Here is a 23,158-nt window from a genome sequence, read left to right on the forward strand (position 1 = left end):
AAAGCACCATGCAGGCCGTATCTCTAGAGCATAAAACTATCACGTACTTTGCCAAAGAATTAAGCTGGCTCTCATTTAACGAACGCGTTTTACAAGAAGCCAAGGACCCAACCAACCCGATCATCGAGCGGATCCGGTTTCTTGGTATATTTTCCAATAATTTAGACGAGTTTTTCCAAGTCCGTGTTGCGGATGTAAAGCGCCGTATCTTATTAAATAATCTACCTGATACCAATTTCGACGAAGATGAAGCACTACTCGCTGACATTCAAAAGAAAGTATTGGAACTAGGTAAAAAGTTTAGTGTTATTTATGATCAGATCCTCATTGATTTAAATGAGCATAATATCCATATTAAGCAACCAGATGCGCTGTCGGATTTCCACAAAAATTGGCTTGCAAACTATTTTAAAGACCAAGTACTGCCTCATCTATTGCCAATGATGATTAACGAAAGTAAGGACTACTCGGACAACATCAATGACACCATGACCCACCTGTTTGTGGAATTAAATGGCGAGAAGCAGCATCATGCCTTTTTAGAAGTTCCCACGGACCGTCTGAACCGTTTTGTCCAGCTGCCACCAGAAAAAACCCGAAGGCATAAAACGATTGTGTTACTCGATGACGTTATTCGATTCTTTATTGCCGATGTCTTTAAGAGTTTCTTCAAATTTGAGCGCATTGAAGCCTATTCGATGAAGCTCACTCGTGACGCCGAGTACAACTTAGATGATGAGCTTGAAGAAGGCGTGTTAGATACGATGTCTAAAGGCCTAAAACAACGCTTGTATGCCGAGCCTGTGCGTTTAGTCTACGAAGAATCAATGCCGGAAGAAATGATCAAGCTGATGAAAAAACGCTTAGGAGTGACAGGTCAAGATGCCATGATCCCTGGCGGTAGATATCGCAATTTCCGAGATTTTATTTCTTTTCCAAATGTTGGTCGCGGCTACCTAGAAAATAAACCACTGCCGCCGCTTAAAAGTGCAGCCTTTTCAAAATATAGTAGCGTCTTCCGCGCGATTTCAGTTCAAGATATTTTACTGTATTACCCCTACCATACCTTTAATCACATGCTGGAATATATCCGCCAAGCTGCGTTTGATCCCAGAGTGACACAAATAAAGGTCAACATTTATCGAGTTGCCAAGCAATCTCGTTTGGTAGCCTCATTGATCAATGCGGCAAAAAACGGCAAAAAAGTCACCGTGATGGTTGAATTAAAAGCCCGCTTTGATGAACAAAACAATATTGAGTGGGCAAAACTCATGAGCGAATACGGTATTAAGGTCATGATTGGCATACCAGCGCTTAAGGTCCATAGTAAGCTTTGTGTGGTTCACCGCAGAGAAAAAGGCAAAATCGTCAAATATGCACACATAGGCACAGGTAACTTCCACGAAAAAACCGCCCGAATTTATACTGATTTCAGTTTGTTTACCAAACATCCTGATATCACAGAAGAATGCGATAGCGTGTTTCGCTTTATTGAGAGTAGTTATCTACCGTTTAAATTCGAACATCTGATGATTTCGCCCATCAATGCACGTAGTCGAATTTTAGAGTTGATCGATGAAGAGATAACCCATGCCGAGCAAGGCCGAACAGGAAAAGTAACAATTAAGATCAATAACTTAGTTGATAAGCAGCTCGTTGATAAACTTTACGAAGCATCGCGTAAAGGCGTCAAGATCCGCCTCATAGTGCGTGGTATGTGTGCACTTGTGCCAGGCATTGCACAGTTTAGCGATAATATAAAAATCATAAGTATCGTAGATCGCTTCTTAGAGCACCCACGAGTGATGATTTTCGACAACAACGGCGACCCCAAGATCTACATCTCCTCAGCGGACTGGATGACCCGTAACCTCGACCACCGTGTCGAAGTAGGCACGCCTATTTATGCCGAGCATTTGAAGAAACTAATTATCGATATCATTGAATTGCAATTTAAAGATCGCACCAAAGCCAGAGTTATTGACGCCGAACAGAAGAATCTGTACGTTCGCCGAGGTAACCGTAAAAAAATTCGCTCTCAGATCGCGATTTATGACCATTTAAAAAAATGGGAGTTACACCAATTAAATGAAGCGAAAGAATAACCGTTGAGGAAGAATATATGCGCGACTACCCTTCTATTGCCGCAGTGGACTTAGGTTCAAATAGTTTTCACCTTGTTGTAGCAAGAGAAGTAGATGGTCGCCTTCAACTCCTCCATAAAGAAAAACAACGTGTTTACTTGGCCGCGGGCCTTGATGATGATTTCAATTTAAGTGACGACGCGATCGCCCGAGCATTAGATACCCTCTCGCAATTTGCGACGACACTACATGATTTTCCGAAAGAGTCCGTGCAAGTAGTGGCAACCTATACACTGCGAAATTGCAAAAACCTTAATTATTTTCTCGCTAAGGCAAAACAAGTTTTTCCATACCCAATCAATGTGATTTCAGGTCAAGAAGAAGCTCGTCTTATTTACCAAGGGGTCGCTAACCATGAACATGACAGTCATAACCGTTTGGTTATCGACATCGGTGGAGGCAGCACAGAGTTGGTTATTGGTCAGCACCTTACACACAAGCTGTTAAGTAGTCGTAATGTAGGCTGCGTGACCATGCAAAAAGCCTACTTTGCTGATGGTAAGCTATCTGTAAAGCGATTCAAAAAAGCAGAAATAAAAGCAGAGCAACAAATTGAGAGCATTACCGCGAGCTACTTAAGGCTCGGCTGGAATACCGTTATCGGTACTTCTGGTACTATTAAGGCGATTGCGGCTATGGTTCACGAACTTACTCAAGCCGATGAAATTACCCTGCCTATTTTGGAGCAAATTAAGCAGTTATTTATTGATGCTGGGCACATAGACAACGTCTCCTTAAAAGCACTACCTGAGGAGCGAAAAACCAGTATTGCAGGCGGCCTTGCTGTATTGATAGCACTGTTTCGACAGTTAGGACTAGAGCGCATGCGCCTTAGTGAATATGCATTGCGAGAAGGCTTATTGTTTGAAATGCATCAAACCGACGAGTTTGATATTCGTACCCGCACAATTAACACGTTCAGCGATCACTATAATATTGATAAGCAACACGCCGACAATATTTGTGAAACCATCAAACTTTTTACCACTCAACTAAAAGAGCAATGGCAACTATCCTCTTATGATGTCGAAATGTTATGTTGGGCAGCAAAACTCCACGAAGTTGGGCTCGCCATTAACTCTTCCGGCATGCATAAACACGGTGCTTATATTGTCAGGCACAGCCAACTTCCAGGCTTTACTCAAGCCCAGCAATTAAGGCTAAGTGCACTTGTACGCTTTTATCGAAAAAAGATAAAAATGCCAGAGTTAACAGAGTTAATCGATGAAGAGCTAACCCACTTTAACCGTGTTTTGGCTGTGTTTCGTCTCAGCGTTTTAGTGAACCAAAAACGCCAACAAGACCAACTTCCCGAATTAAGTATTACAGCCGTTGATAACGCTTTGATACTTCACATTGCAACTGAGTGGCTCGAATCACACTCGCTGTTTCAAGCAGATTTAGAGCAAGAACAAAACTATTTAAAAACAATAGGTATTCAGTTTAACCTGAGCTTTGGATAAGCAATACCAATTTATCTTAAAACTTGCTCAATTTGAAAGAGCAAGCCGACTGCTAAAAAGTCGCTAATTATCCGCGGCTCTGGTTACTTATCTTTTCACATTGTCAGGTAAGAACTACTGTTCATCACTTGCCACAATAGAAAGGATTTCATCTGCGTAGGCTCGACTAGAAAGCGCCATATCATAGAGATAATTGGTTGGTGTCGCAGGTCGAATGGCTTGTAAAATAAGCTCTGCTTCGCGCCAATCATTGCGCTCAATTTCAAATGCTAAACGTAGCGCCCCTCCAAGCAACCCTTGGTAACTCAGTAGCGCACTGGAAAGTGAATCATCGAGAGAAAATTCCGCCGCAATCACAGAAAGATCAACATCAAGGATCACGTCTAGGATGGACATGAGACCAAGCAAATAGCCGGTTTCTGCCATTTCTTCACCTCCTGGCATCAGAAATGTTTCCACAAACTTGGCACGAGTTAACCCCATTCTTGTCAGCTCACTGGGTTTATCTGAACCCAATTCGCTCAACGCGAGTACTTTAACAAACTGCCTAATTGCGTCTTCACCTAAATACACTACGGCCTGAGAGATAGACTTAATTTCTAACCTGTCTTCACCGGCTTTCGCGTTCGCAAGTTTTAGCAATCGTGCGGTTAAACTCAGATCTTTACTTACTCTATTTTGTATTTCTTTGAAGCATAAAGACTTTCTTGCTGTTGCTTGTAGCAGCTGAAACACCACCATTTTCGACGGTTCCACGTTGCCATGGTTGAGCATTTCAGGCTTGGCGAAAAAGAAACCTTGGAAAAAGTCTGCTCCGGATGATTTGATGATCTCGAACTCTTCTTTTGTTTCGATACGCTCAACAATTACCTTAATATCAGGATACTGACGCTTGAGCTTTTTTACCGTCATATTGGTTTTTATAATTGGCTGTTCAACCTCAATTTTGACGTATTCCATGAGTGGTAGTAACGGATCCCATTTTAACGTACCGTCGTAGTCATCTAGCGCAAATCGATAGCCTCTCTCTGTTAACTTAGTCACCGTGTTCACAAGAGAAGGAATATTTTTAGAACGCTCAACGATTTCCACCACAATCTTCTGTGGCGCTAACAAGCTAGGTAATTCTTGCAGCAACGATTCGTCGGATAGGTTTATAAAAGCAAGCTGTCCCGCAGCCAAACGGTCTACACCGATAAACATTAAAGAGTTAAAAAACATTCGCCCAGTCGCTTGCCCATCACTCACCCCAACTGGGAAAGCATTGTTTTCTGAGTCTCTGTAAAGCAACTCATAGGCAAAGACTTCTTGATCTGGCCGTAAAATGGCCTGTCGTGCAATATACTGCACTGCTGATTTACGTACTTCAGTCACCGGACCACTCATTAACATTCGTATCCTTTATTAGGTAAAAGGAAACCACGTATCTCTGAGCGTATTATATGGTAACGCCCCGAGCAATAAAAAAGTTTCGCTATTTTACAACACTTATAACCAAAAGTTACCAACTTATTAAATTAAGTCCTTATAAAGAGTAGGCTTTTAATTCACAGAACGCCAGCGGCTTGCCTGTCTAAGAAAAGTTAAGCTAAGATGAGTGCATGAAGCAAGTTTTGATCGTCTGGTTATTCGCCTTTGCCGCTTTGACTGAGGTAGAACAAGTCCCCTACTTAAAGTACAGTTTAAGTGGCTCTGGAAGCTTTTACCCTTATTTTACTCACAGCGAAGATGCGCCTGGGATTCTGCCCGAAATGGTAGAAGCCATTTTGGTTAAGGCAAAGATCAGAGGCGAAAATCTGCTTCTCCCAGCAAAGCGCACCAACTTTTATTTAGAGAAGCAGCAAATTGATTTTGATATCATTAGTCCAGATTGGCTGAACGAACAGCAAAAGCAAGACGATAGATTTATCTATTCAGACCCCATTCTACCTATTAAAGAGTACGTTGTTACTCGTCAGTCTCAACCACCAGTATTAACCCTAGCAGGCATCGAAGTTGGTACAGTGAGAGGCTACTACTACTATGACGACCAAATATTCGAGCGGGTTGATTTCGCATCCGAAAAAGAACTACTGCAGGCCCTAAACTTACGCCGAATTGAACATATTATTATTGGTGATTTACCCGCATTATATTGGTCAGAACAACTTGGTATTGCTTTTAGCTTCAACCAACTACATTCAGAAGGGATGTTGCAGCTACGCCTGTTAGCTAAACATCAAGGATTACTTAAGCGGATAAATCAAGCTATCGCACAACTTAAACTCTCTGGCGAAATCGAAAAAATAGAACAGCAGTATATTTCACAACTACCTATACACGCAAAAGGTGGCAGATAACCTCTGCTCTGGACATAGATCAAGTTATACGCATAAATTCTTCCCATAAATTGAGCATCAACTGACGCATTTGGTATAATGGCGCTTTTACAGCTTGGGAAATCATTATGACTATCGCTGCCGCGCTTGCTGAGCGCAGTAACAATCAATGTGAGCTATGTACCTCAACGGATGGTCTCGAAGTATACGAAGTACCACCAGTCGCCGAGGCGCATTCTGACAAATGTGTTTATCTTTGTAGCCAGTGCAAACCACAGGTTGAAGGTCAACAGGATTTAGAAGCCAATCATTGGCACTGTTTAAACGATAGTATGTGGAGCCAAGTTCCTGCCGTTCAGGTTGTTGCCTACCGTATGCTTAAGCGCCTTGCGCCGGATAATGGCTGGGCTCAAGATGCATTAGACATGCTGTATCTGGAAGATGAGACTCGAGCATGGGCTGATCAAGCACTTGCAGAGGATGACGACCTTGTCCACTTAGACAGTAACGGAGTGAAGCTGAGCGCTGGTGACACTGTGACCTTGATTAAAGACTTGGATGTTAAAGGTAGTAGCCTAGTTGCAAAACGCGGCACTGCAGTACGTAACATTCGCCTCTCGCCTTCAAACCCAGAGCATATTGAAGGCCGTGTAGAAGGTCAAAACATCGTTATTTTAACGAAGTTTGTTAAGAAGTAACTAGCGCAAGCTAACACGCCCCAAGATAAACTGCTAAGTATCTTCAATACCTTATCGACTGGATAGCTTAGCAGTTTATTTTTACTATTCTTCTACTAATTGAATGCTGCGATAAAACGCACCATCATCCTCTGCCAATAACGAAACCAGCTCGGGCAACACTTTATCCATGGTTTTCTTTAAGGTCCAAGGCGGATTGATCACTATCATTCCAGAAGCCGTCATGCCTCGTTCTTGGGTATCTGCGTGGGTGGCAAGTTCAAACACTTGAATATTACGCACTCCAGATTCAATCAGGCTCGACTCCATTGCATCAATGCGTTCACGGTCAACAACGGGATACCAGATCATATACACGCCAGAATCAAACTTCTTGTGCGCTTTTATGATGCTTTTGACCGCAACATCATAATCGGATTTGATCTCATAAGGGGGATCCATCAGCACGCAGGCTCTACGCGAAGCTGGTGGCACCAATCCTAATAGCCCTTTAAAGCCATCACTCCCAGTAACGCGTAGTGACTTTTTATGTGCCGTATTTTGCTTTAACAGCTCTAGATCTTTTGGATGTAGCTCAAAAAACCAGCCGTTATCCTGACGACGTAAGAAGTGCTCTGCCACCTTAGGAGAGCCGGGATAATGGCTTAGTTTATCGCCTTCGTTAAAAGACTTGATTAGTGCAACATAATCGCTAATTGCCGACACGGATCCTGAATAATTCCAAAGCTTAGCGATGCCTTGCAGATACTCCTGAGTTTTTTGTGCATCACGGCTCGCCAGCTCAAAAAAACCAGCGCCAGAATGCGTATCCACGTAATCGTACGGCTTATCTTTTTTAGCCATGTACGACAAAGTTTCTGCCAATACTAAATGTTTGATCACATCGGCAGGGTTTCCTGCATGAAAAGAATGTCGGTAACTGAGCATAACCCCGCCTTGATAAAATAATAACAACACAGGTGAAATAAACCTGAGCTAAATTTGAGCAATGATTCATCAATTTTTAACTTTAGACTGAATCACTTCTGAACAAAATATTCTAATATCGGCATTATCTCTTAAAAGTTGAGAAAAATCAGCAGAAAGTCGCGTAAACACTAGCATCCTTAGCCACTTTGTTTTACATTTGCATGACAAATCACAGTCATATGAGCGCATTTATGAATAACCAAGATCTCCAAAAACTCGACCAGTTGATTGACCAACTTTTGAGCCAAAATAACCAGTTAAAATCGGAAGTTTCGGCACTAAAAGAACAAAATCAAAAACTCATCGATGAAAATGAAACCCTACAGCTTGAAATGCTAGAAAGCGAAGAAAAGCAAAAAGAGTTTAGTTCATCTTTATCTGGCCTACTTGATAAGTTGCAAACTCAACAGGCTAGCTAATGTCTGAGCAGAATAACCAAGTAACAGTGACGTTACTTGGCAAGTCACATCAATTTGCATGTGCGCCAGATCAAGAAGAAGCGCTGCATAACGCCGTAGCGCTTTTAGACCGACGTGTAGAAGAAATGCGTAAACGCTCAACCGTTCGCAATGATCACAATGCGTTATTACTCGCAGCCCTACACCTTTGTCATGATTTACAAGCATTGGAAGTAAAGCAACAGCAAGACGCAGAGTTCGTTTCCACGCTCATCGACAAGTTAGTGCTGCCAGCAGGCGAATAATGCCGACATACTGGAGCAAACCAATCTTACGTAGCATCTCTCTAATTTGGGCTATCATTCTATTGGCGGCGAGTCTTAAAAGTACCGCCGCCAATGCTAATCAGTTCCATAAAGTCAATGACGCGGTTTATTTTATCCAAGGAAAAGATAGCGCTTTACAGCCCAATCAAGCTTTAGTTATCGGCAAACAGTGTGCACTGTTGGCATCCATACATGGCGATCTTGTCACCACAGAGGCCTTGATCCACGAATTAGAAAAACGCCTCACCGTTCCACTTTGTTACGTAATCTCTTTGCATGCCGATATCAAACAAGACACCAGCATAGTACTGCTCAAGCATGCTTATCCAAATTTACAATGGCTAAGTCCAACGGCAACATCAGCCAACGCATTGACGACTGCCTTTCACTCACAGCTTGAGCTTTTTAACCAAAGCGTCATGCTCAGTGAAAATCGTATCGCGTCTCTTGAACCAAGTGAACGGCCAAAGTGGCAAGCCAAACTTGCGCTTGCAAAAAGTAGGATTGCAACGTGGTCCAAGCTCGCCACACAAGCGCCATCAAGTAAAGCCATCAGGAACGCGCCTAAAACCATGGAGCTAGGAGGTTTGGTGGTTGAGCTTGCTCAAGTCACGGGCTTTAGCGGTCATGACATCAGTGTTTATCTGCCAAAATATCGGGGCTTGATAGCAGGTTATAGCGTGGATCAGATCCCACTTGCGCATTTACCGCATACTACACAGTGGCAACAAACTATTACCCACTTTAATCGCTATGCACTCGATTGGATATTGCCGGCAACAGGAAAACCCTACCGTCCTGAAATGCTGACCACTCCAGCACAATTTTTGGCTTTATTAGAGTTACAAGATACTCAGCAAGTGGTTGAGAAAATAAGTATTTTATATCCAGATAAACACATGCAGCAACGCGCGTTATTGCAGTGGCAGCACTTTCAGCAGCAAAGAAATTTTGAATAAAACTTAACCTCTCGGTATAGTTAAAGGATGAACAGAGTATTAATACAGCTGAGCGGGTTAATATTATTAACCATGCTCTGTGGGTGTAAAAGCAGTAGCAGTCCACAGGTGAGCAGGCAAGCCATTTTGTCGGCTCTCACTCAAGTGCCCATAGAAAAGCCAGTCACGTCTCCTGCTATAGTTGAGGTAGAACCACCCAAAATAACTACCGTTAAAGCCCCCCTCAGAGACGATGATTTATGGCAACACATACGCCAAAAGCTCAGTTTTAATACTGCATCTCACCCACGGCTTGATAAGCGCATAAAATGGTATTTATCACAGCCTAATTATCTCAATGTGGTAAATAGGCGCGCCGCCCCCTACTTTTATCACGTAGTAAAAAAGGTAGAGCGCAAAGGTCTTCCTATTGAAATAGCATTACTCCCTTTTGTTGAAAGTGACTTTAGACCAAAAGCCAAATCGCAACAAAATGCTGTTGGGGTTTGGCAGCTAGTGGATGCCACTGCCTACCATTTCGGCATCAAGAAAGACGAATGGTATGACGGTCGACAGGATGTGTTAGCATCGACTGACGCAGCGCTTGATTATTTGCTGTATTTGCATGAACGCTTTGATGGCGACTGGCTACACGCGCTTGCGGCCTACAATAGTGGTGAGGGGCGCGTCAAAAAGGCCATCACAAAAAATAAAAAAGCAGGAAAGTCGACCCACTTTTGGCATTTAACATTACCAAAAGAAACCGCAGACTACGTGCCCAAACTCTTAGCGCTCAGCCACTTGCTAAAAACCTCACCCAAGGGTTTTAAGATACCAAGTTTGCCCAACAAGGCCACTACGTCGATACTTGATATTGGACAGCAATTTGACGTCAACCAACTGGCTAAACTCAGTGGTATCAAAAAGCGTCAACTTTACGCACTCAATCAAGGGATCTTAAAACATAGAAGCTCTCCAAACGGTCCGCACAAAGTGTTATTACCATTATCCGAGCAAGCATTATTGAAAAGTGCATTTTTCAGGGAAAACTTCAGCCAAGGCTACACTGTCAAAGCTAACGACACACTCTACCGCATCGCATTATATGCGGGGATGAGTGTTGGTGCACTAAAAGCGCTAAACAATAAGCGCTCTGATTTGATCCGAGTTGGCGAAAAGCTATTAGTTTCAGAGAGTAATGAGCAGTTAGACTTACTCGTCGACTATGACGTAAGCCCTTATATTCAAGAAATAAAAGCCAAGCCCACACCTCAAGTGGAACATCACCACACCATAAAACAAGGCGAGTCATTGTGGACTATCAGCCGTCACTACAAGGTCGCGGTAAAAGATTTATTAAATTGGAATTCACTCACGGCACAGAGTCTATTAAAACCTGGCAAAGTGTTAATGGTGTTTTTACCAGCTCCTGCTGCGCCAAAAAGCAATAAGACTCAACCAGCTAGCTCCTCAATCTCTAGCATTGAAGCGCTCCAATCAATACTGCGCCATGGCAAGCCAAAGCAAGGTGAGAGCCCAAATTAAAGGGATATACTTGCGTCTAAGAAGCGCACTCACGTAAACTACACGCTTTACAGGTGGATGCTAAATGGCGTCACCGAATACTATTTATTTAAGGTTTACTTATGCAAATTGCAAAGAACACAGTGGTAGAGTTTCACTACACACTTCACGAAGGTGACACCCAAATCGAATCAAGCAAAGAAGGCGAGCCACTAAACTACCTGCACGGTACTGAAGGCATGCTACCTGGTCTTGAAAGTGAACTTGAAGGTAAAACCGGTGGTGATAGCTTTACGGTAACCTTAACGCCAGAGCAAGCTTATGGCGAATATCAAGAAGGTCTAGTACAGCGCATTCCTATTAAGCACCTTCAAGGTCTTGGTGACAGCAAAGTTTGGAAGCCAGGCATGACTGCTATTGTCGATTCAAACCAAGGTCGTCATCAGGTTAAGGTAGTAAAAGTAGGACGCTTCAATGCGGATTGCGATTTAAACCACCCATTTGCAGGAAAAACACTGACATTTGATGTTGAGATCCTTTCTGTACGCGAAGCAACTGCAGAAGAAATTTCACATGGTCACGTACACGCTGCTGGCGGCTGCGGACACTAATGATGAACCAAGTTGCCATCGTTACCGGTGGCAGCTTTGGCATTGGCGCCGCCATTGTCAACAAGCTGCTATCGCAACAATACACCGTTTATAACCTCGATATTCAGCCCAGTGAACAAGGGATTTTTCGCCATTGTGACGTCAGTAAAGTCGCCGATGTAAAAGCAACAATTGCAGATATAGCCGCAGAAACAGGGAAAATAGATGCGCTCGTTTCAAACGCGGGGAAACATCTGAGTGCAACAATCGAAGATACCGACGAAGCCACATTTGACGCCCTTTTTGCATTGAATGTGAAAGGCGCTTACGCTGCCATTCAAGCCGTATTACCAAACATGAAGTCACAAGGTAGCGGTAGCATCGTATTGATGTCTTCGGATCAGGCGGTTATTGGTAAACCTAACTCCTTCGCTTATAACCTGTCTAAATGTGCGCTTGCTTCGATGGCGAAAACCACAGCATTGGATTACGCCAAATTTAACATTCGCGCGAATGCAGTGTGCCCAGGTACAATTGAAACTCCGTTATTCCATCATGCCATTGATAGTTACTGCGCGCGTAGCGGCGCTGATAAAGCTGAAATCGTTGCAGAAGAAGCCCAGTTGCAGCCATTGGGTAGATTAGGGCAACCGCAAGAGGTTGCAGCGCTGGTCGCTTTCTTGCTAAGTGAGGATGCGAGTTTTATCACAGGTAGCCTACAAAGCATTGATGGCGGTTATACTGCACAGTAAAAAGGAATGCGTGATGAGTCTGAGAATTATTGATAGCCACCTACACTTTTTCGATTTAGCGTTAGGACAATATTCTTGGCTCAAGCATAACCCGCCCGCTTGGTCTAATCTGGAAAAAATAAGACAGAATCATACTCTTACTAGTCTACCCCAACATTCACAGTTTACACTCGAAGCCTTAGTGCATGTGGAAGCCGGTTTTGATAATCAAAATCCCATCAACGAATTACATTGGTTAAATCAGGAACTAGGCAGCTTTCCCTTTAAAGCCGTCGGTTACGCACCTATTAACGCGACTCCTGAGCAATTTAGCACAGCCATAGCGCATTTAGCACATCCTCACCTTGTGGCGATAAGAGACATCACCGAAGGCAGTGACAGCCAACGTTTATCCGTGCCTTTCGTGCTCGAAAATCTCAACTGTCTTGCCGAGCATGGACTACATTTTGAGGCGCAATTAGAATTTAAGCAAAGTGAAAAAGTCGACCTTTTGTTGCAGCTTGCAGAACAAGAAACTGATTTAAAAATCGTATTTAACCATGCGGGGTTTGTTGATGCTACTAGCCCTTGTACAGATATATTAAGGCGCATTGGAGCGCTTAACAATGTCATGATCAAGTGCTCTGGCCACGAAATGTTAGCAAACCCACTAACACTCTCTGAATGGCTTACTCACTTAATCACACATGCGGGAGAAGAGAGCCTAATGCTAGGTTCGAATTATCCGGTTTCTCTCATGCAAAAAAGCTATTGGCAAATATGGCAGGACTATCTAGACGTGATAGGGATATCGTCAACTTGGCATAAACTCAGCCGAGACAATGCCAAAAGTTGCTATGGATTATGAGCGGATCTGGACGAGATCGTAAGCAACCAGCTCAGGTACTATGCGCTGTAGTTTTTCTTCCGTTTGATCTAAGGTGTTTAAGCACTCGCAATATTCTGCCGCTTTTTCTTCTAATTGATGGGCTTTTTTCTGCAGCGATTTATCTATCTCTTTCGAAATAATCTCCATGCGTTGTCCCATATCGTTAATGCGATCTTCGATATTCCCTTCGCGAGATTTAAACGCATCCCCCAACGAGACTAAAATAGAGCCCAACGAACCATGAACAGCAGAGTGAATTTTTTGGCTGATCTCTTTAGTAAAGAAATCATCAATTTTAGAAAGTGATTGTGGTGCGATAAAAAAGAAATCATCTCCACGCTTAAACTTATCCATCAGCGCACGTTCAACGTATTGCAACTGCGTTTTGAGCACTTCAGGTTCTTTGTCAGACATCCCCTCAACCACTTGCTCAATCGCACTCAATCCGAGGTTGACGCCATCGGTCGCCAGGTTAACCAGCTCAGGAACAGTGTCCCGTATTCCTAAAGAATACTCGCGCACAACTCTCTCCCCTTCCTGATCTAACTCAATCCAGCGGCCTAAAATAAAAAGCTGACTATCATTGTTGATTTGGATTCGGGTCTGACCATCATCAACGATACGAATTTCGTTGTCAGTGATGATAAGACCATGCCCAAGTTCAACATCGCACTTATTGTTAGCATGAGCAGAAGACGTCAATACGGCACAAGACAAGACTATCGCGCTGAGTAATCGATTCATATGGCCTCCTGTGTGTAGAACGTAAGACGGGAAAGGGGTGCTTCAGGAGAGTACCAAAAGATCAAACAATCCCAAAGCCATTTTAGACGGATGAAAGTAACAAGCTATGTCTGACTGGCAATATTAGAGATCCATATCCGTTAGCATCAAAGGCAGTAGCAATACCACTAATAAGGGCTATTGATAGTATCTTACTAACCTGACAAAGGCATCCGCAGTTTTAATGGTTGGATTATTTTTACCATCAGCAAACTGATACACCCAAGCAAACTGAGGTTGGTTAGTTTGGGTCGTTGCCGACCAATAATTATTACTTTTGGTCGTTGGAAATACCGTTATGTTTATTGCTGGAGTCACACACTCGTGATACACAATACTGGCTAGTTCTTTAACGTTAGGCACTTGCCAATCTGTAAACCCTGCAAATTGGTCTTCGTCGGCAACCACCAATGCTTGCTGCCAAGTAAGTTGCTGAGCATTGTCTTCACAGCTTTGAGCAGTTGCGTTGTAGCTTTGCCCAAAGTTGCAGCGCTGCCACATTAATCCCGTTTGGCTATCCAGCACAGTACCATTGCTGTTTATCGTATAGCGGCTGGTATTGGAGCCAGTACCAACGCAAGTTTGCGCTTGGCAAACAGCCGTGAATGACAAAGTAAATAGTATAGTTGCAATAATTTTCATACCACGCTCCCTAAGGATTCCTTACTAATCTAACAAATGCGCTGCTAGACTTTTCTACTGCAAAATCATTGCCCGTATCCATGTCGATAACATAAGCTCTTCTCAGCGTGCCACCGGTACCATCTAAACTCGACTGCAAGGTCCAGTAATAGCGATGACCAAGCGTGGTTGTGCTAGGTAAGTTAGGGAAAAGCGCTTCATCTATCACCGCAGTACTTGCACTGCCGTAATCTAGTAGTCCAAGTAGTTCCATATAAGTTGGTAAGCGCCAATTGTTACCACCACAGTAACTTTGCTCTCCAACGGCAGGATTATTCACTTCATCAATCAAAGCTTGAATACCACAATGACTATCCTGCGGGCAGGTTGTATTCGCTGCGGCCTGAACACTCCCCTCGGCAATCGCTCCGTCTACCTCAACATACCAGGTATAACTATTTTGTGCGTTGCGAGAAGAAGTATTTGGTAATGTACCCGAACTTGCTTCTTTTACTTCCCAAATAAGTCCTGTGACGTTATCACGAACGCAAGCAAAGTCCGTAGCGTCATCAGGCAGCTCATCCGCAAAGCGATTTAGTTTGGTGAAGTCAAAACCTGCTCGACCACTGCCCTCTTTCGCCACTTGAGTGGCGAAATTATCACGCCCACGCTGCGCATCTTGAGCCGTAAACTGCGTCATACTACAGGTGATCGCACCCGTATTGTTAAAACAAGCGGTTTGGCCACTATCGTTTAGCTTACCTAATGGCTTTTTCTCGATATCAATGCGCACGGTGTCAGTAGCGGAGCGGTTTTGCGAGTCAGTAACGGTCAGCTCAAATTCCACTTGCGACAAAATATTTTGATCTGGTGCGTTAAAAGTTGTTGAACACCCGGTAACAGAACTTAACGCTATCTGAGTGCCAGACGTCACCTGCCGCCATAAACACTGTTTCTGACCAGATACAGTATCACTGTTTGAACCATCAAGCGTGACCTCATCAAACTCTTGCACTTGCTGGTCGCTCCCAGCATCTGCCACTACCACATCCGAATTCGCAAGTAGCCCGAGGGTAAACTGGGTACTGGCTTGTCCGCCTTCATCATCGGTAACCGTCAACTGCCAGATTGACGCCTGAGAGCTAGCCAATAATGGATGGACAAAAGATAAAGTAGCTGTATTCAATCCCGTTGGCTGCACTGTTGTGGGACCACTTACTTGCTGCCACTGATAAGCAACCACTTGGCCATTTTCGTCTGGATCGGAAGAGCCTGCGCCACTGAGGACAATAGTATCTTTATATTTGGCTGGTAGTGCTTCCGGTGCCGTTTGGCTGATACTTGGTATGGGTAATTGATTGTTAGATTTGATAGCAACCGTCACTTGGTCGCTTGCAAGACTGCCATCAGGCGCAACATAATCAACCTGAATAAGTAAATTAACATCGGCTTTGATATCCGGCGCAACAAAAGCGGCTTGTTGCTCAGTGATTGGAAATTCACTGATGTTTGCACCAGAGATAACTTGCCAGTTAAAGGTGCCGCCAGCAGGTGATGCTTGTGCATTCAAGGTGACTTCTGTTTTTTCAGTTACTTGGACATCAGCACCCGCGTTAACCGATGCGCTGACTTGGCTCGGCTCATCACTTCCAGAGCCTCCGCCACAACCCGCTAATATTAACGCAAGTACAACCCAACTTCCCTTGAATGCATTCATATTATTCCTTATGAATTATAGATAACTCTCTTGATGTATTCGCACGAACAACTTAGTGCCAACTTTACTGTAATCTATTTTGTATTCTCGGCCGTCTAAAGCCTGAATAAACAACAACCGCTTTACTTCACCAAATACATCAATACTCGAAACGTGGACGACCTCTAAATAACGCTCTTTAGCTTCTCTTCGATTTCTCGGCAGCTCTTCCTTAAAAGGCACCAAACCGTTTGCAGTCACCTTGATTTTTGGGTGTGCTTCACCATTTACAATCACAAGATCTAATTTCTTCTCTTTGTGAATGATGGTATTACGCCCGCTTTTAATATAGGCCGTTTCTAAGCTCATATTGGTGTATCCTGTTACATCTTCAGTAGGTGGTTTGTTCTTCTAACAATGCTTTTACCACCTCTTTAGGGTTAAGTTTCCAGCGGTTTAACATGACTGAAAATTGCCAAATATCCCTGTCTAAGGCAGTCGCGGGGATCAATAAATCATATCCCGTCACTGTCTTTAAATTATCCATCCGGTTTGCAAACATTGCCATTAAACCAGTATATTCTTTTCCCGCCTTGGAGCGAAAAACGGTTTCTTCTATCAACCATTCAGATGGGCAGTTGCCATTTTCGCAATGCATTTTAACAGCTTGTAAAAAAATATGCCGCTGCTCGATCAATAATTTACCCGCAAGTCGAGGTGTTAAATTTAATAAAAACGCATCAATATCATTAAGTTTAATACCAACTGCATTTAACTCAAGTGTTTCAACACCTTGTTGAACTTTGGGAATGCCGCTGGAGTGGAAGTTTACAATGGATAGCAGCCAAGCTCCATATTTATGCACATACCTAACCTCTTGTTCTGTAAAGTATAAACTAAAATATGGTTGCTGACTTTTAAGAAAGCCAACAAAAATAGCCACTAACATGGCGCTGGCAAGAAATATTTCTACAATAGTAATAGCTGTACCACGCAAGTTGACAAAAAGCATGATAACAACCAATCCAATTGCACCAACCAGCATAAATTCAACGCCATTTCGGTCAGCGGTTGCACGTAGTTTTGCTTCAAGCATGGGTATACCAGACATAAAAGATGTACATGATGATCGCCCATGCGACTAATTTACGTATTGTGATGCATCGTTTACATGAATGACTGTGTTTCATAATATTTAATTTAGGTACAAACACTTAAATTGAATTACATTTTCGTTTAATGCACAAATTTACAGGATATGCCGTAGACTTTGTTAGCCTTTAATTTTGTAAACTAGAGACAAATTATAATCTGGGTCACTTTTATGCGTCATCAATCAGGAAAAGCACTGTTTCCTTTTATCATTGTAGTGCTAGTCGTCATCAGCGGCTATTTATATTTACCAGCCTCGGAAGGTAAAATGAGTGGCAACTCGGCACCCGTAACCTCCGTTCAAGCTCATACTGTAGCCAAAGAGGAACGTATTATTGCTGTTCACTCTATTGGTTCCGCCAGAGCAAATCAAGCAATCAACGTGAGTAGCGCCCAAAGCGACTATGTGGCAGCCCTATATTTCGATGACGGAGACGTAGTAAAAAAAGGCGATAAGCTAGTCCAGTTGCGTGATGCCGAAGAGAAACTCGATATCGAAGCGCTGAAAGTGACGCTAAAAGAAGAAATTAGACAACTAAACCGCCTTAAAGACCTCGCAAAAACTCAATCTGCGGCTCGCTCTCAACTAGAAGCGCAATCAGCAAAGGTAGACACCTTAACTGCACAATTGGAAGCCACCAAAACAAAACTCGCCGAGATGACCATTTATGCTCCATTCGATGGATTATTGGGTACTCGAAATATCTCCATAGGTAGCTTCGTAAACAACAATACTGTGATCACCACACTCGATGACATTAGTATCATCAAAGTGGATTTTCAGGTACCAGAAAAATACCTAGCACAACTACAGCTTGGTATGCAAGTGAATGCACAAAGTGAAGCTTACCCAGAGCAACTATTTACCGGTAAGGTCTCCCATATTGACCCGCGTATTAATGAACAAACGCGCTCGGTACGAGTGACAGCGAGCTTCATCAATCTAGACCATAAACTTCGCCCAGGTATGCTACTACACATGGGGCTTGAACTGGCTCGATTACAAGCCCTTGTGGTGCCAGAAAAAAGCATCATTCCAAGACAAGATAAGCATTTTGTATTTGTCATTGACGACCAAGGTAAAGCGCAACAACGTGAAGTACACCTGCAAACTCGCTTTAGCGGCTGGGTGGCTATCGACGAAGGGCTTACAGAGGGACAACAAGTGATCACGGAAGGCACCCTGAAGATCCGCTCAGGCTCAAAAGTTGAAGTAAAGGGGTAAGGCGACGTGAGAATCACTGATACGGCGGTAAAGCGCCCGATCTTCGCGATCGTCATTAACTTACTGCTGCTGACCTTTGGCTTAGTGGCATTTACTATGCTGCCGCTGCGCGAATACCCAGATATTGAAACTCCAATAGTCAGTGTAAGCACTAACTACACAGGCGCGTCAGCGGAGGTGGTAGAAACCAAGATCACCCAAGTACTAGAAAACCGGATTTCGGGGATCGAAGGCATTAAAAGCATAAATTCCAGTAGCCGCAACGGTAGCTCCAATATCACTATCGAATTTAATATCGATCGCGACATCGACGCTGCCGCAAATGATGTGCGAGAGCGCGTTTCTCGTGCGCTAGATAGACTACCAGAGCAAGTGAGGCCGCCTGAAGTATCGAAATCAAACAGCGACGAAAGCCCTATCGCTTGGTTTGTACTCAATAGCGAAACCATGGATACCTTGCAGCTTTCAGACTACGCCCAGCGCTTTATCGTTGACCGTCTGGCGGTTGTTGATGGCGTATCGAATGTACGTATTGGTGGTGAACGTCAATACGCCATGAAGATTTGGCTAGACCGAAAAGCGATGGCCGCTCGTGGGATCACTAGCAGTGATATTGAACAAGTGCTACGCAGAGAAAACGTAGAATTACCCGCTGGCGAAATAGAATCCGTTGACCGTGATTTTTCTGTTCGTATTGCCAGAAGCTATAAGACTCAAGAAGACTTTGACAACCTAGTGATTAAGCGGGGCGAACAAGGCTATTTGGTACGACTTGGTGAAGTCGCGCAGGTGGTACTTGAAGCCGCTGACGACGAAAGTACCTTCCGTGGTAATGGTAAAAATATGATTGGCCTTGGCGTTGTAAAGCAAGCCAAAGCCAATACGCTAGAAGTGGTCGACAACGCCCGTAAAGAGCTTGAAAAAATAAAACGCAACCTACCTCAAGGCACGACCATAGAAGACAGCTACGATTCTTCTATTTTTATCCGCGAGTCCATTGCTGAAGTATATAGCACACTTGCGATTGCTATGGCGTTGGTGGTACTCGTTATCTACATCTTCCTTGGCAATATCCGCGCTACGCTGATCCCTGCTGTTACCGTGCCGGTAGCCTTAGTTGCAACCTTTATGTTCTTGCTGGCCATGGGGTATTCTATCAACTTGCTGACGCTTCTTGCACTCGTGCTTGCCATCGGCCTTGTGGTCGATGACGCCATTGTAATGCTAGAAAATATCTACCGCCGCATCGAGCTTGGCGAACCCAAGTTACTGGCGGCATACCGTGGCGCGCGTGAAGTAGGCTTTGCTATCATTGCAACAACGCTGGTTTTGGTTTCCGTGTTTATTCCCTTGGTCTTTATGGATGGTCGTATTGGTGCTCTATTTACCGAGTTTGCCTTTGCAGTAAGTGCTGCGGTACTGTTCTCCAGTATTACCGCGTTGACGTTGTCTCCTGCCCTTTGCTCCAAAGTATTAAAGCCTAGCAATAAGGAAAACCGCTTTAGTCAATGGATGGACCGTCAATTTACTCGACTAGAACAAGGGTATCGCCGAGTTTTACAAGACAACTTATCGCGTAAATATAGCCTGATTGTGATGTTGGCGCTGGCGGGTTTTACCAGCTACAGCCTGTTTAAACAGATTCCGTCTGAACTGACACCAAAAGAAGACCGCGGTACTTTCTTCGTTATGATGAATGGCCCAGAAGGGGCAAGCTACGAAAACAACTCGCAAAATATGGCAAAAATTGAAGAGCGACTGCTTCCTTATGTAGACTCAGAGGAACTTAGCCGCGTGCTTATTCGGGTGCCTGGTTGGGGTGGTCAAGGCGGTGTTGCTATTATCGGCATGCCAGACTGGGATGAGCGAAAACGCTCTACTTGGGAAGTCATGGATGAGATCAGCGGTAAAATGCAAGATGTTACAGATATTCGCGCCTTTGCTATTATGCGCCGTGGTATTGGCGGCGGCGGTAACTCACGCCCCATTGAGTTTGTACTGCAAGGCAACGACTATGACGAGTTGGCCGCATGGCGCGATCGCATTCTAGAACGCGCACGTGAAAATAAAGGACTGGTTCGTCTTGATCACGATTACAAAGAAACCTTCCCACAGTTTTTGATAAGCATTGATAAAACCAAAGCTGCAGACTTAGGCGTGTCGGTAAGTGCCATCGGCCAAACGCTAGAAACCATGCTGGGACAACGTCGTGTTACCACCTTTATTGACCGCGGTGAAGAATACGATGTGATCTTAAAAGGCACCAAAGCTGACTTCTCTGCTCCAGATAATATTTCTGATATTTATGTGAAATCTCGTAGCGATGAGCTCGTGCCGTTAGACAGTTTGATCACCATAAAAGAAGAAGCCACAGCTTCTCGATTAAACCGCTACAACCGTATGCGCGCAATCACTATCACAGCAAACCTCGCAGGCGACTACACACTAGAACAAGCGCTCGACTTTTTAAATAAAGTAGCCGCCGAAGAAAATGATATCGACGGTGCCATCGACTACAAAGGCGAGTCACAGCTGTTTTATGAAGGCGCATCGGCGATGACCTATGTGTTTATTCTGGCGCTCACCGTTACTTTCTTGGTATTAGCCGCACAGTTTGAAAGCTTTGTCCATCCACTGGTTATCATGCTCACCGTACCGCTGGGTTTAGTTGGTGCGATGTATGGATTGTTTATCACCGACAGCACGCTAAACATTTATAGCCAAATTGGTATTGTCATGTTGATTGGCCTTAGTGCCAAAAACGGTATCTTAATCGTGGAATTTGCTAACCAATTGCGTGACAAAGGCATTGCCTTCGAACAAGCCATTGTTGATGCTGCAGCGCAGCGATTAAGACCTATTATCATGACCTCGCTAACAACCGTGATGAGCTCTATCCCGCTTGTGTTTGCAACAGGCCCCGGGTTCGAAAGCCGCATGGTGATCGGTGTCGTGATTTTTGCCGGTGTCAGTGTTGCCACCATTTTGACCTTGTTTGTTATCCCAACCGCCTATACTTTACTAGCTAAGAAGACGCAATCTCCAGAAGAGACAACAAAACGTCTTGAGGAGCAGTCGAAACAACATCCTGAGCAGGAGGTATAATGGCAAATTTACAAATCGCAACTTTTGGTGGTGGTTGCTTTTGGTGTATTGATGCGGCATTTCGCCGCGTCAATGGCGTTGAGTCAGTGCAATCAGGTTACGCAGGTGGCCACACAGATAATCCCACCTATCAAATGATATGTCGGGGAGACAGTGGCCATGCAGAGGTAGTCCAACTGCAATTTGATGCCGATATTGTCAGCTTTGATACTTTGCTTAATATGTTTTTTACCCTGCATGACCCAACACAGTTGAATCGCCAAGGCAACGACATTGGTACTCAGTACCGCAGTGTGGTGTTTTATCATGACCAGCAGCAACAGCAGCAAACTCAAGATTGTATTGCACAGCTTCAAAGCCAGTTGAGTGAAAAAATAGTGACTGAGGTTAGCCCAGCGCCTGAATTTTATCCTGCTGAGCAGTATCACCAAGATTATTACACTGAAAACCCAAATCAAGGCTATTGCAGTGTGATGATTGCCCCTAAAATTGCAAAGTTTGAAAGCCATTTTGCGACAAATTTAAAGCACTAAACTTGTTTGCCGAACGCAATAAATTGCGTTCGGCAAACAGCTTACGGCAACATAGGTATAGCAAATACATAAAAGCTAGTGCGGCCATCTTTAATTCGCAAATGCCCACGCATTACTTCCATTTCTAAATTCGCAGTATCACCAGGTCTTAAGGTATCTAAGCCTTTAAGCGGAATTACGCCTGAATTGATTAACTGGGCGTTGTGTTTAATGACCTGCGGAATATCTTCGCTCATATCCACCCCTAAGAATTCAAACACATCAATCACAATACGGCTAAATTCAGTATAAAGCTTGTCAAAAATCCCCGGAGTCAAGGTATCTATCAAATCGAGGATCCACGGCAGCTCTACTTTTGTCGTCACCACAGGCTTAAAGCTAGAAATTAAAGGATCTAACTCAAGCTGCTGGGTACGTACATTATACTTACCTTTGATGGTGACATTTTCGTTGTTAATATAGACATGGATATAAATATTCATCCCAAGCTGCTTCTTACGAAACTTAGCGTAAGACTTCAAATCGAAGCCATCGATCAACACCGGTACTTTATTTTGCGCATCGACTCTACCTGCGATTTTCATATGCATAGTGCCGTAGAGACTAGTCGTGTGGCTCACTTTATTTGAACTAGATTGCGCGGCAATATTGTTAACGATATCGGTCGTCAACTCTTTGTAGTTATGTTCCACATTCGAAAATTGCTGATGAATGATATCTGAAACCTGCGTATACATTTCCTTTGGACCTTGGCTAGATGTTGTCCTGCCAGTAGACCAACACTCTCCACCAGTATAAATCACAGGCACAGATATAGGCGTTAGGTGATCGTTGCCAGGGTGGCGATAGTACATCATGCTTCGGATCCGATTACAGGTTTGCGATGGCGCGTTAAACCAAGCGAAATCGCCCGTCATTGATTGTGTTGAAAATTGAGGTTCAAGCTGGTTTTCGGGTAGTGAGGCTTGCGCTGATGTGACAATCCCAAGCGTGAGTAACCCAAATAATAGTGACTTCATGTTCTTTTCCTTAAGGTAGTAATAATACAAATCAAA

22 protein-coding genes are annotated in these 23,158 nt (G+C 43.8%); 14 read left to right on the plus strand and 8 right to left on the minus strand.

The annotated features are described in order from the left end of the window. The first annotated feature begins 8 nt into the window (after positions 1 to 8). Together ppk1 and JJQ94_RS21435 are read left to right on the plus strand one after the other, a co-directional pair. Entirely contained in the window at positions 9 to 2,105 is a 2,097-nt protein-coding gene (gene ppk1 / locus JJQ94_RS21430) for a polyphosphate kinase 1 (RefSeq protein WP_099030387.1), read from the plus strand. Between the two features lie 17 nt (positions 2,106 to 2,122). Next, entirely contained in the window at positions 2,123 to 3,607 is a 1,485-nt protein-coding gene (locus tag JJQ94_RS21435) for a Ppx/GppA phosphatase family protein (protein ID WP_099030388.1), read from the plus strand. 114 nt (positions 3,608 to 3,721) lie between these two features. On the opposite strand, the gene JJQ94_RS21440 is transcribed toward JJQ94_RS21435, so the two are convergent. Continuing rightward, positions 3,722 to 4,999: an EAL and HDOD domain-containing protein gene (locus tag JJQ94_RS21440; RefSeq protein WP_099030389.1), complete on the minus strand. Its 1,278-nt coding sequence runs from the start codon at positions 4,997 to 4,999 to the stop codon at positions 3,722 to 3,724. 209 nt (positions 5,000 to 5,208) lie between these two features. Here JJQ94_RS21440 and JJQ94_RS21445 point away from each other — a divergent pair, with 209 nt between their 5' ends. Together JJQ94_RS21445 and JJQ94_RS21450 are read left to right on the plus strand one after the other, a co-directional pair. Then, positions 5,209 to 5,946: a substrate-binding periplasmic protein gene (locus JJQ94_RS21445; protein WP_099030390.1), complete on the plus strand. Its 738-nt coding sequence runs from the start codon at positions 5,209 to 5,211 to the stop codon at positions 5,944 to 5,946. A 107-nt stretch (positions 5,947 to 6,053) separates the two neighbouring features. After that, positions 6,054 to 6,623, plus strand: a complete 570-nt coding sequence (locus JJQ94_RS21450; RefSeq protein ID WP_010374208.1) for a PhnA domain-containing protein — start codon at positions 6,054 to 6,056, stop codon at positions 6,621 to 6,623. 84 nt (positions 6,624 to 6,707) lie between these two features. Here JJQ94_RS21450 and JJQ94_RS21455 read toward each other — a convergent pair whose 3' ends face one another. Continuing rightward, on the minus strand, positions 6,708 to 7,550 hold the full coding sequence (locus tag JJQ94_RS21455; RefSeq protein WP_099030391.1) for a 23S rRNA (adenine(2030)-N(6))-methyltransferase RlmJ: 843 nt from the start codon (positions 7,548 to 7,550) through the stop codon (positions 6,708 to 6,710). Positions 7,551 to 7,783: 233 nt separating this feature from the next. On the opposite strand from JJQ94_RS21455, the gene JJQ94_RS21460 reads away from it, so the two are divergent. The 7 genes from JJQ94_RS21460 to JJQ94_RS21490 all read left to right on the plus strand — a co-directional run bounded on the left by JJQ94_RS21460 (position 7,784) and on the right by JJQ94_RS21490 (position 12,967). Further along, a complete protein-coding gene (locus JJQ94_RS21460) occupies positions 7,784 to 8,011 on the plus strand; it encodes a hypothetical protein (protein WP_010374211.1) in 228 nt (75 codons plus the stop codon). Next, on the plus strand, positions 8,011 to 8,295 hold the full coding sequence (locus JJQ94_RS21465) for a cell division protein ZapA (protein ID WP_099030392.1): 285 nt from the start codon (positions 8,011 to 8,013) through the stop codon (positions 8,293 to 8,295). Before JJQ94_RS21460 ends, JJQ94_RS21465 begins: the two co-directional genes overlap by 1 nt. Further along, positions 8,295 to 9,275 carry a hypothetical protein gene (locus JJQ94_RS21470; protein WP_099030393.1) on the plus strand — a complete coding sequence of 327 codons (981 nt, stop codon included), beginning with the start codon at positions 8,295 to 8,297 and terminating at the stop codon, positions 9,273 to 9,275. The genes JJQ94_RS21465 and JJQ94_RS21470 overlap by 1 nt, the downstream gene beginning before the upstream one ends. 108 nt (positions 9,276 to 9,383) lie before the next feature. Continuing rightward, entirely contained in the window at positions 9,384 to 10,799 is a 1,416-nt protein-coding gene (locus JJQ94_RS21475) for a LysM peptidoglycan-binding domain-containing protein (protein WP_099030394.1), read from the plus strand. Between the two features lie 101 nt (positions 10,800 to 10,900). Further along, complete coding sequence (locus tag JJQ94_RS21480) at positions 10,901 to 11,389, plus strand: FKBP-type peptidyl-prolyl cis-trans isomerase (protein ID WP_099030395.1); 489 nt, start codon at positions 10,901 to 10,903, stop codon at positions 11,387 to 11,389. A gap of 2 nt (positions 11,390 to 11,391) precedes the next feature. Continuing rightward, positions 11,392 to 12,120 (plus strand): SDR family NAD(P)-dependent oxidoreductase, encoded by a 729-nt coding sequence (locus tag JJQ94_RS21485; protein ID WP_099030436.1) that lies wholly within the window; start codon positions 11,392 to 11,394, stop codon positions 12,118 to 12,120. Positions 12,121 to 12,133: 13 nt separating this feature from the next. After that, positions 12,134 to 12,967 (plus strand): amidohydrolase family protein, encoded by an 834-nt coding sequence (locus JJQ94_RS21490; protein ID WP_099030396.1) that lies wholly within the window; start codon positions 12,134 to 12,136, stop codon positions 12,965 to 12,967. On the opposite strand, the gene JJQ94_RS21495 is transcribed toward JJQ94_RS21490, so the two are convergent. From JJQ94_RS21495 to JJQ94_RS21515, 5 genes are all read right to left on the minus strand, one after another. Further along, positions 12,962 to 13,732, minus strand: a complete 771-nt coding sequence (locus JJQ94_RS21495; protein ID WP_099030397.1) for a YggN family protein — start codon at positions 13,730 to 13,732, stop codon at positions 12,962 to 12,964. The two genes, JJQ94_RS21490 and JJQ94_RS21495, sit on opposite strands and share 6 nt — an antisense overlap. 177 nt (positions 13,733 to 13,909) lie before the next feature. Continuing rightward, complete coding sequence (locus JJQ94_RS21500) at positions 13,910 to 14,413, minus strand: Lcl C-terminal domain-containing protein (RefSeq protein WP_099030398.1); 504 nt, start codon at positions 14,411 to 14,413, stop codon at positions 13,910 to 13,912. 10 nt (positions 14,414 to 14,423) lie between these two features. Next, on the minus strand, positions 14,424 to 16,109 hold the full coding sequence (locus tag JJQ94_RS21505; RefSeq protein WP_099030399.1) for an Lcl C-terminal domain-containing protein: 1,686 nt from the start codon (positions 16,107 to 16,109) through the stop codon (positions 14,424 to 14,426). A gap of 15 nt (positions 16,110 to 16,124) precedes the next feature. Further along, positions 16,125 to 16,457, minus strand: coding sequence for a hypothetical protein (locus tag JJQ94_RS21510; RefSeq protein WP_095728041.1), 333 nt, complete (start codon positions 16,455 to 16,457; stop codon positions 16,125 to 16,127). A 22-nt stretch (positions 16,458 to 16,479) separates the two neighbouring features. Further along, positions 16,480 to 17,199: a DUF2982 domain-containing protein gene (locus JJQ94_RS21515; RefSeq protein ID WP_442960332.1), complete on the minus strand. Its 720-nt coding sequence runs from the start codon at positions 17,197 to 17,199 to the stop codon at positions 16,480 to 16,482. A gap of 213 nt (positions 17,200 to 17,412) precedes the next feature. Between JJQ94_RS21515 and JJQ94_RS21520 the strand changes: the two genes are divergently transcribed. Genes JJQ94_RS21520 through msrA form a run of 3 tightly spaced genes read left to right on the plus strand, consistent with a single transcriptional unit; the run spans position 17,413 to position 22,103 of the window. Next, positions 17,413 to 18,465 carry an efflux RND transporter periplasmic adaptor subunit gene (locus tag JJQ94_RS21520; protein WP_099030401.1) on the plus strand — a complete coding sequence of 351 codons (1,053 nt, stop codon included), beginning with the start codon at positions 17,413 to 17,415 and terminating at the stop codon, positions 18,463 to 18,465. A gap of 6 nt (positions 18,466 to 18,471) precedes the next feature. Beyond that, positions 18,472 to 21,570 carry an efflux RND transporter permease subunit gene (locus JJQ94_RS21525; RefSeq protein ID WP_099030402.1) on the plus strand — a complete coding sequence of 1,033 codons (3,099 nt, stop codon included), beginning with the start codon at positions 18,472 to 18,474 and terminating at the stop codon, positions 21,568 to 21,570. Continuing rightward, entirely contained in the window at positions 21,570 to 22,103 is a 534-nt protein-coding gene (gene msrA, locus JJQ94_RS21530) for a peptide-methionine (S)-S-oxide reductase MsrA (RefSeq protein WP_099030403.1), read from the plus strand. Before JJQ94_RS21525 ends, msrA begins: the two co-directional genes overlap by 1 nt. Positions 22,104 to 22,144: 41 nt before the next feature. On the opposite strand, the gene JJQ94_RS21535 is transcribed toward msrA, so the two are convergent. After that, positions 22,145 to 23,122, minus strand: a complete 978-nt coding sequence (locus tag JJQ94_RS21535) for a hypothetical protein (RefSeq protein ID WP_099030404.1) — start codon at positions 23,120 to 23,122, stop codon at positions 22,145 to 22,147. Between the last annotated feature and the right edge of the window lie 36 nt (positions 23,123 to 23,158).

Source organism: Pseudoalteromonas sp. GCY, assembly GCF_016695175.1.
GTDB lineage: Bacteria > Pseudomonadota > Gammaproteobacteria > Enterobacterales > Alteromonadaceae > Pseudoalteromonas.

What these genes read in the sequence shown, in the direction of transcription:
- JJQ94_RS21480 (WP_099030395.1), top strand. Translation starts at nt 10,901, where the DNA reads ATGCAAATTGCAAAGAACACAGTGGTAGAGTTTCACTACACACTTCAC.
- JJQ94_RS21505 (WP_099030399.1), bottom strand. Translation starts at nt 16,109, where the DNA reads ATGAATGCATTCAAGGGAAGTTGGGTTGTACTTGCGTTAATATTAGCG.
- JJQ94_RS21455 (WP_099030391.1), bottom strand. Translation starts at nt 7,550, where the DNA reads ATGCTCAGTTACCGACATTCTTTTCATGCAGGAAACCCTGCCGATGTG.
- JJQ94_RS21485 (WP_099030436.1), top strand. Translation starts at nt 11,392, where the DNA reads ATGAACCAAGTTGCCATCGTTACCGGTGGCAGCTTTGGCATTGGCGCC.
- JJQ94_RS21500 (WP_099030398.1), bottom strand. Translation starts at nt 14,413, where the DNA reads ATGAAAATTATTGCAACTATACTATTTACTTTGTCATTCACGGCTGTT.
- JJQ94_RS21460 (WP_010374211.1), top strand. Translation starts at nt 7,784, where the DNA reads ATGAATAACCAAGATCTCCAAAAACTCGACCAGTTGATTGACCAACTT.
- JJQ94_RS21490 (WP_099030396.1), top strand. Translation starts at nt 12,134, where the DNA reads ATGAGTCTGAGAATTATTGATAGCCACCTACACTTTTTCGATTTAGCG.
- JJQ94_RS21435 (WP_099030388.1), top strand. Translation starts at nt 2,123, where the DNA reads ATGCGCGACTACCCTTCTATTGCCGCAGTGGACTTAGGTTCAAATAGT.
- JJQ94_RS21535 (WP_099030404.1), bottom strand. Translation starts at nt 23,122, where the DNA reads ATGAAGTCACTATTATTTGGGTTACTCACGCTTGGGATTGTCACATCA.
- JJQ94_RS21450 (WP_010374208.1), top strand. Translation starts at nt 6,054, where the DNA reads ATGACTATCGCTGCCGCGCTTGCTGAGCGCAGTAACAATCAATGTGAG.
- JJQ94_RS21495 (WP_099030397.1), bottom strand. Translation starts at nt 13,732, where the DNA reads ATGAATCGATTACTCAGCGCGATAGTCTTGTCTTGTGCCGTATTGACG.
- JJQ94_RS21440 (WP_099030389.1), bottom strand. Translation starts at nt 4,999, where the DNA reads ATGTTAATGAGTGGTCCGGTGACTGAAGTACGTAAATCAGCAGTGCAG.
- JJQ94_RS21515 (WP_442960332.1), bottom strand. Translation starts at nt 17,199, where the DNA reads ATGTCTGGTATACCCATGCTTGAAGCAAAACTACGTGCAACCGCTGAC.
- JJQ94_RS21445 (WP_099030390.1), top strand. Translation starts at nt 5,209, where the DNA reads ATGAAGCAAGTTTTGATCGTCTGGTTATTCGCCTTTGCCGCTTTGACT.
- msrA (WP_099030403.1), top strand. Translation starts at nt 21,570, where the DNA reads ATGGCAAATTTACAAATCGCAACTTTTGGTGGTGGTTGCTTTTGGTGT.
- JJQ94_RS21520 (WP_099030401.1), top strand. Translation starts at nt 17,413, where the DNA reads ATGCGTCATCAATCAGGAAAAGCACTGTTTCCTTTTATCATTGTAGTG.
- JJQ94_RS21470 (WP_099030393.1), top strand. Translation starts at nt 8,295, where the DNA reads ATGCCGACATACTGGAGCAAACCAATCTTACGTAGCATCTCTCTAATT.
- ppk1 (WP_099030387.1), top strand. Translation starts at nt 9, where the DNA reads ATGCAGGCCGTATCTCTAGAGCATAAAACTATCACGTACTTTGCCAAA.
- JJQ94_RS21465 (WP_099030392.1), top strand. Translation starts at nt 8,011, where the DNA reads ATGTCTGAGCAGAATAACCAAGTAACAGTGACGTTACTTGGCAAGTCA.
- JJQ94_RS21510 (WP_095728041.1), bottom strand. Translation starts at nt 16,457, where the DNA reads ATGAGCTTAGAAACGGCCTATATTAAAAGCGGGCGTAATACCATCATT.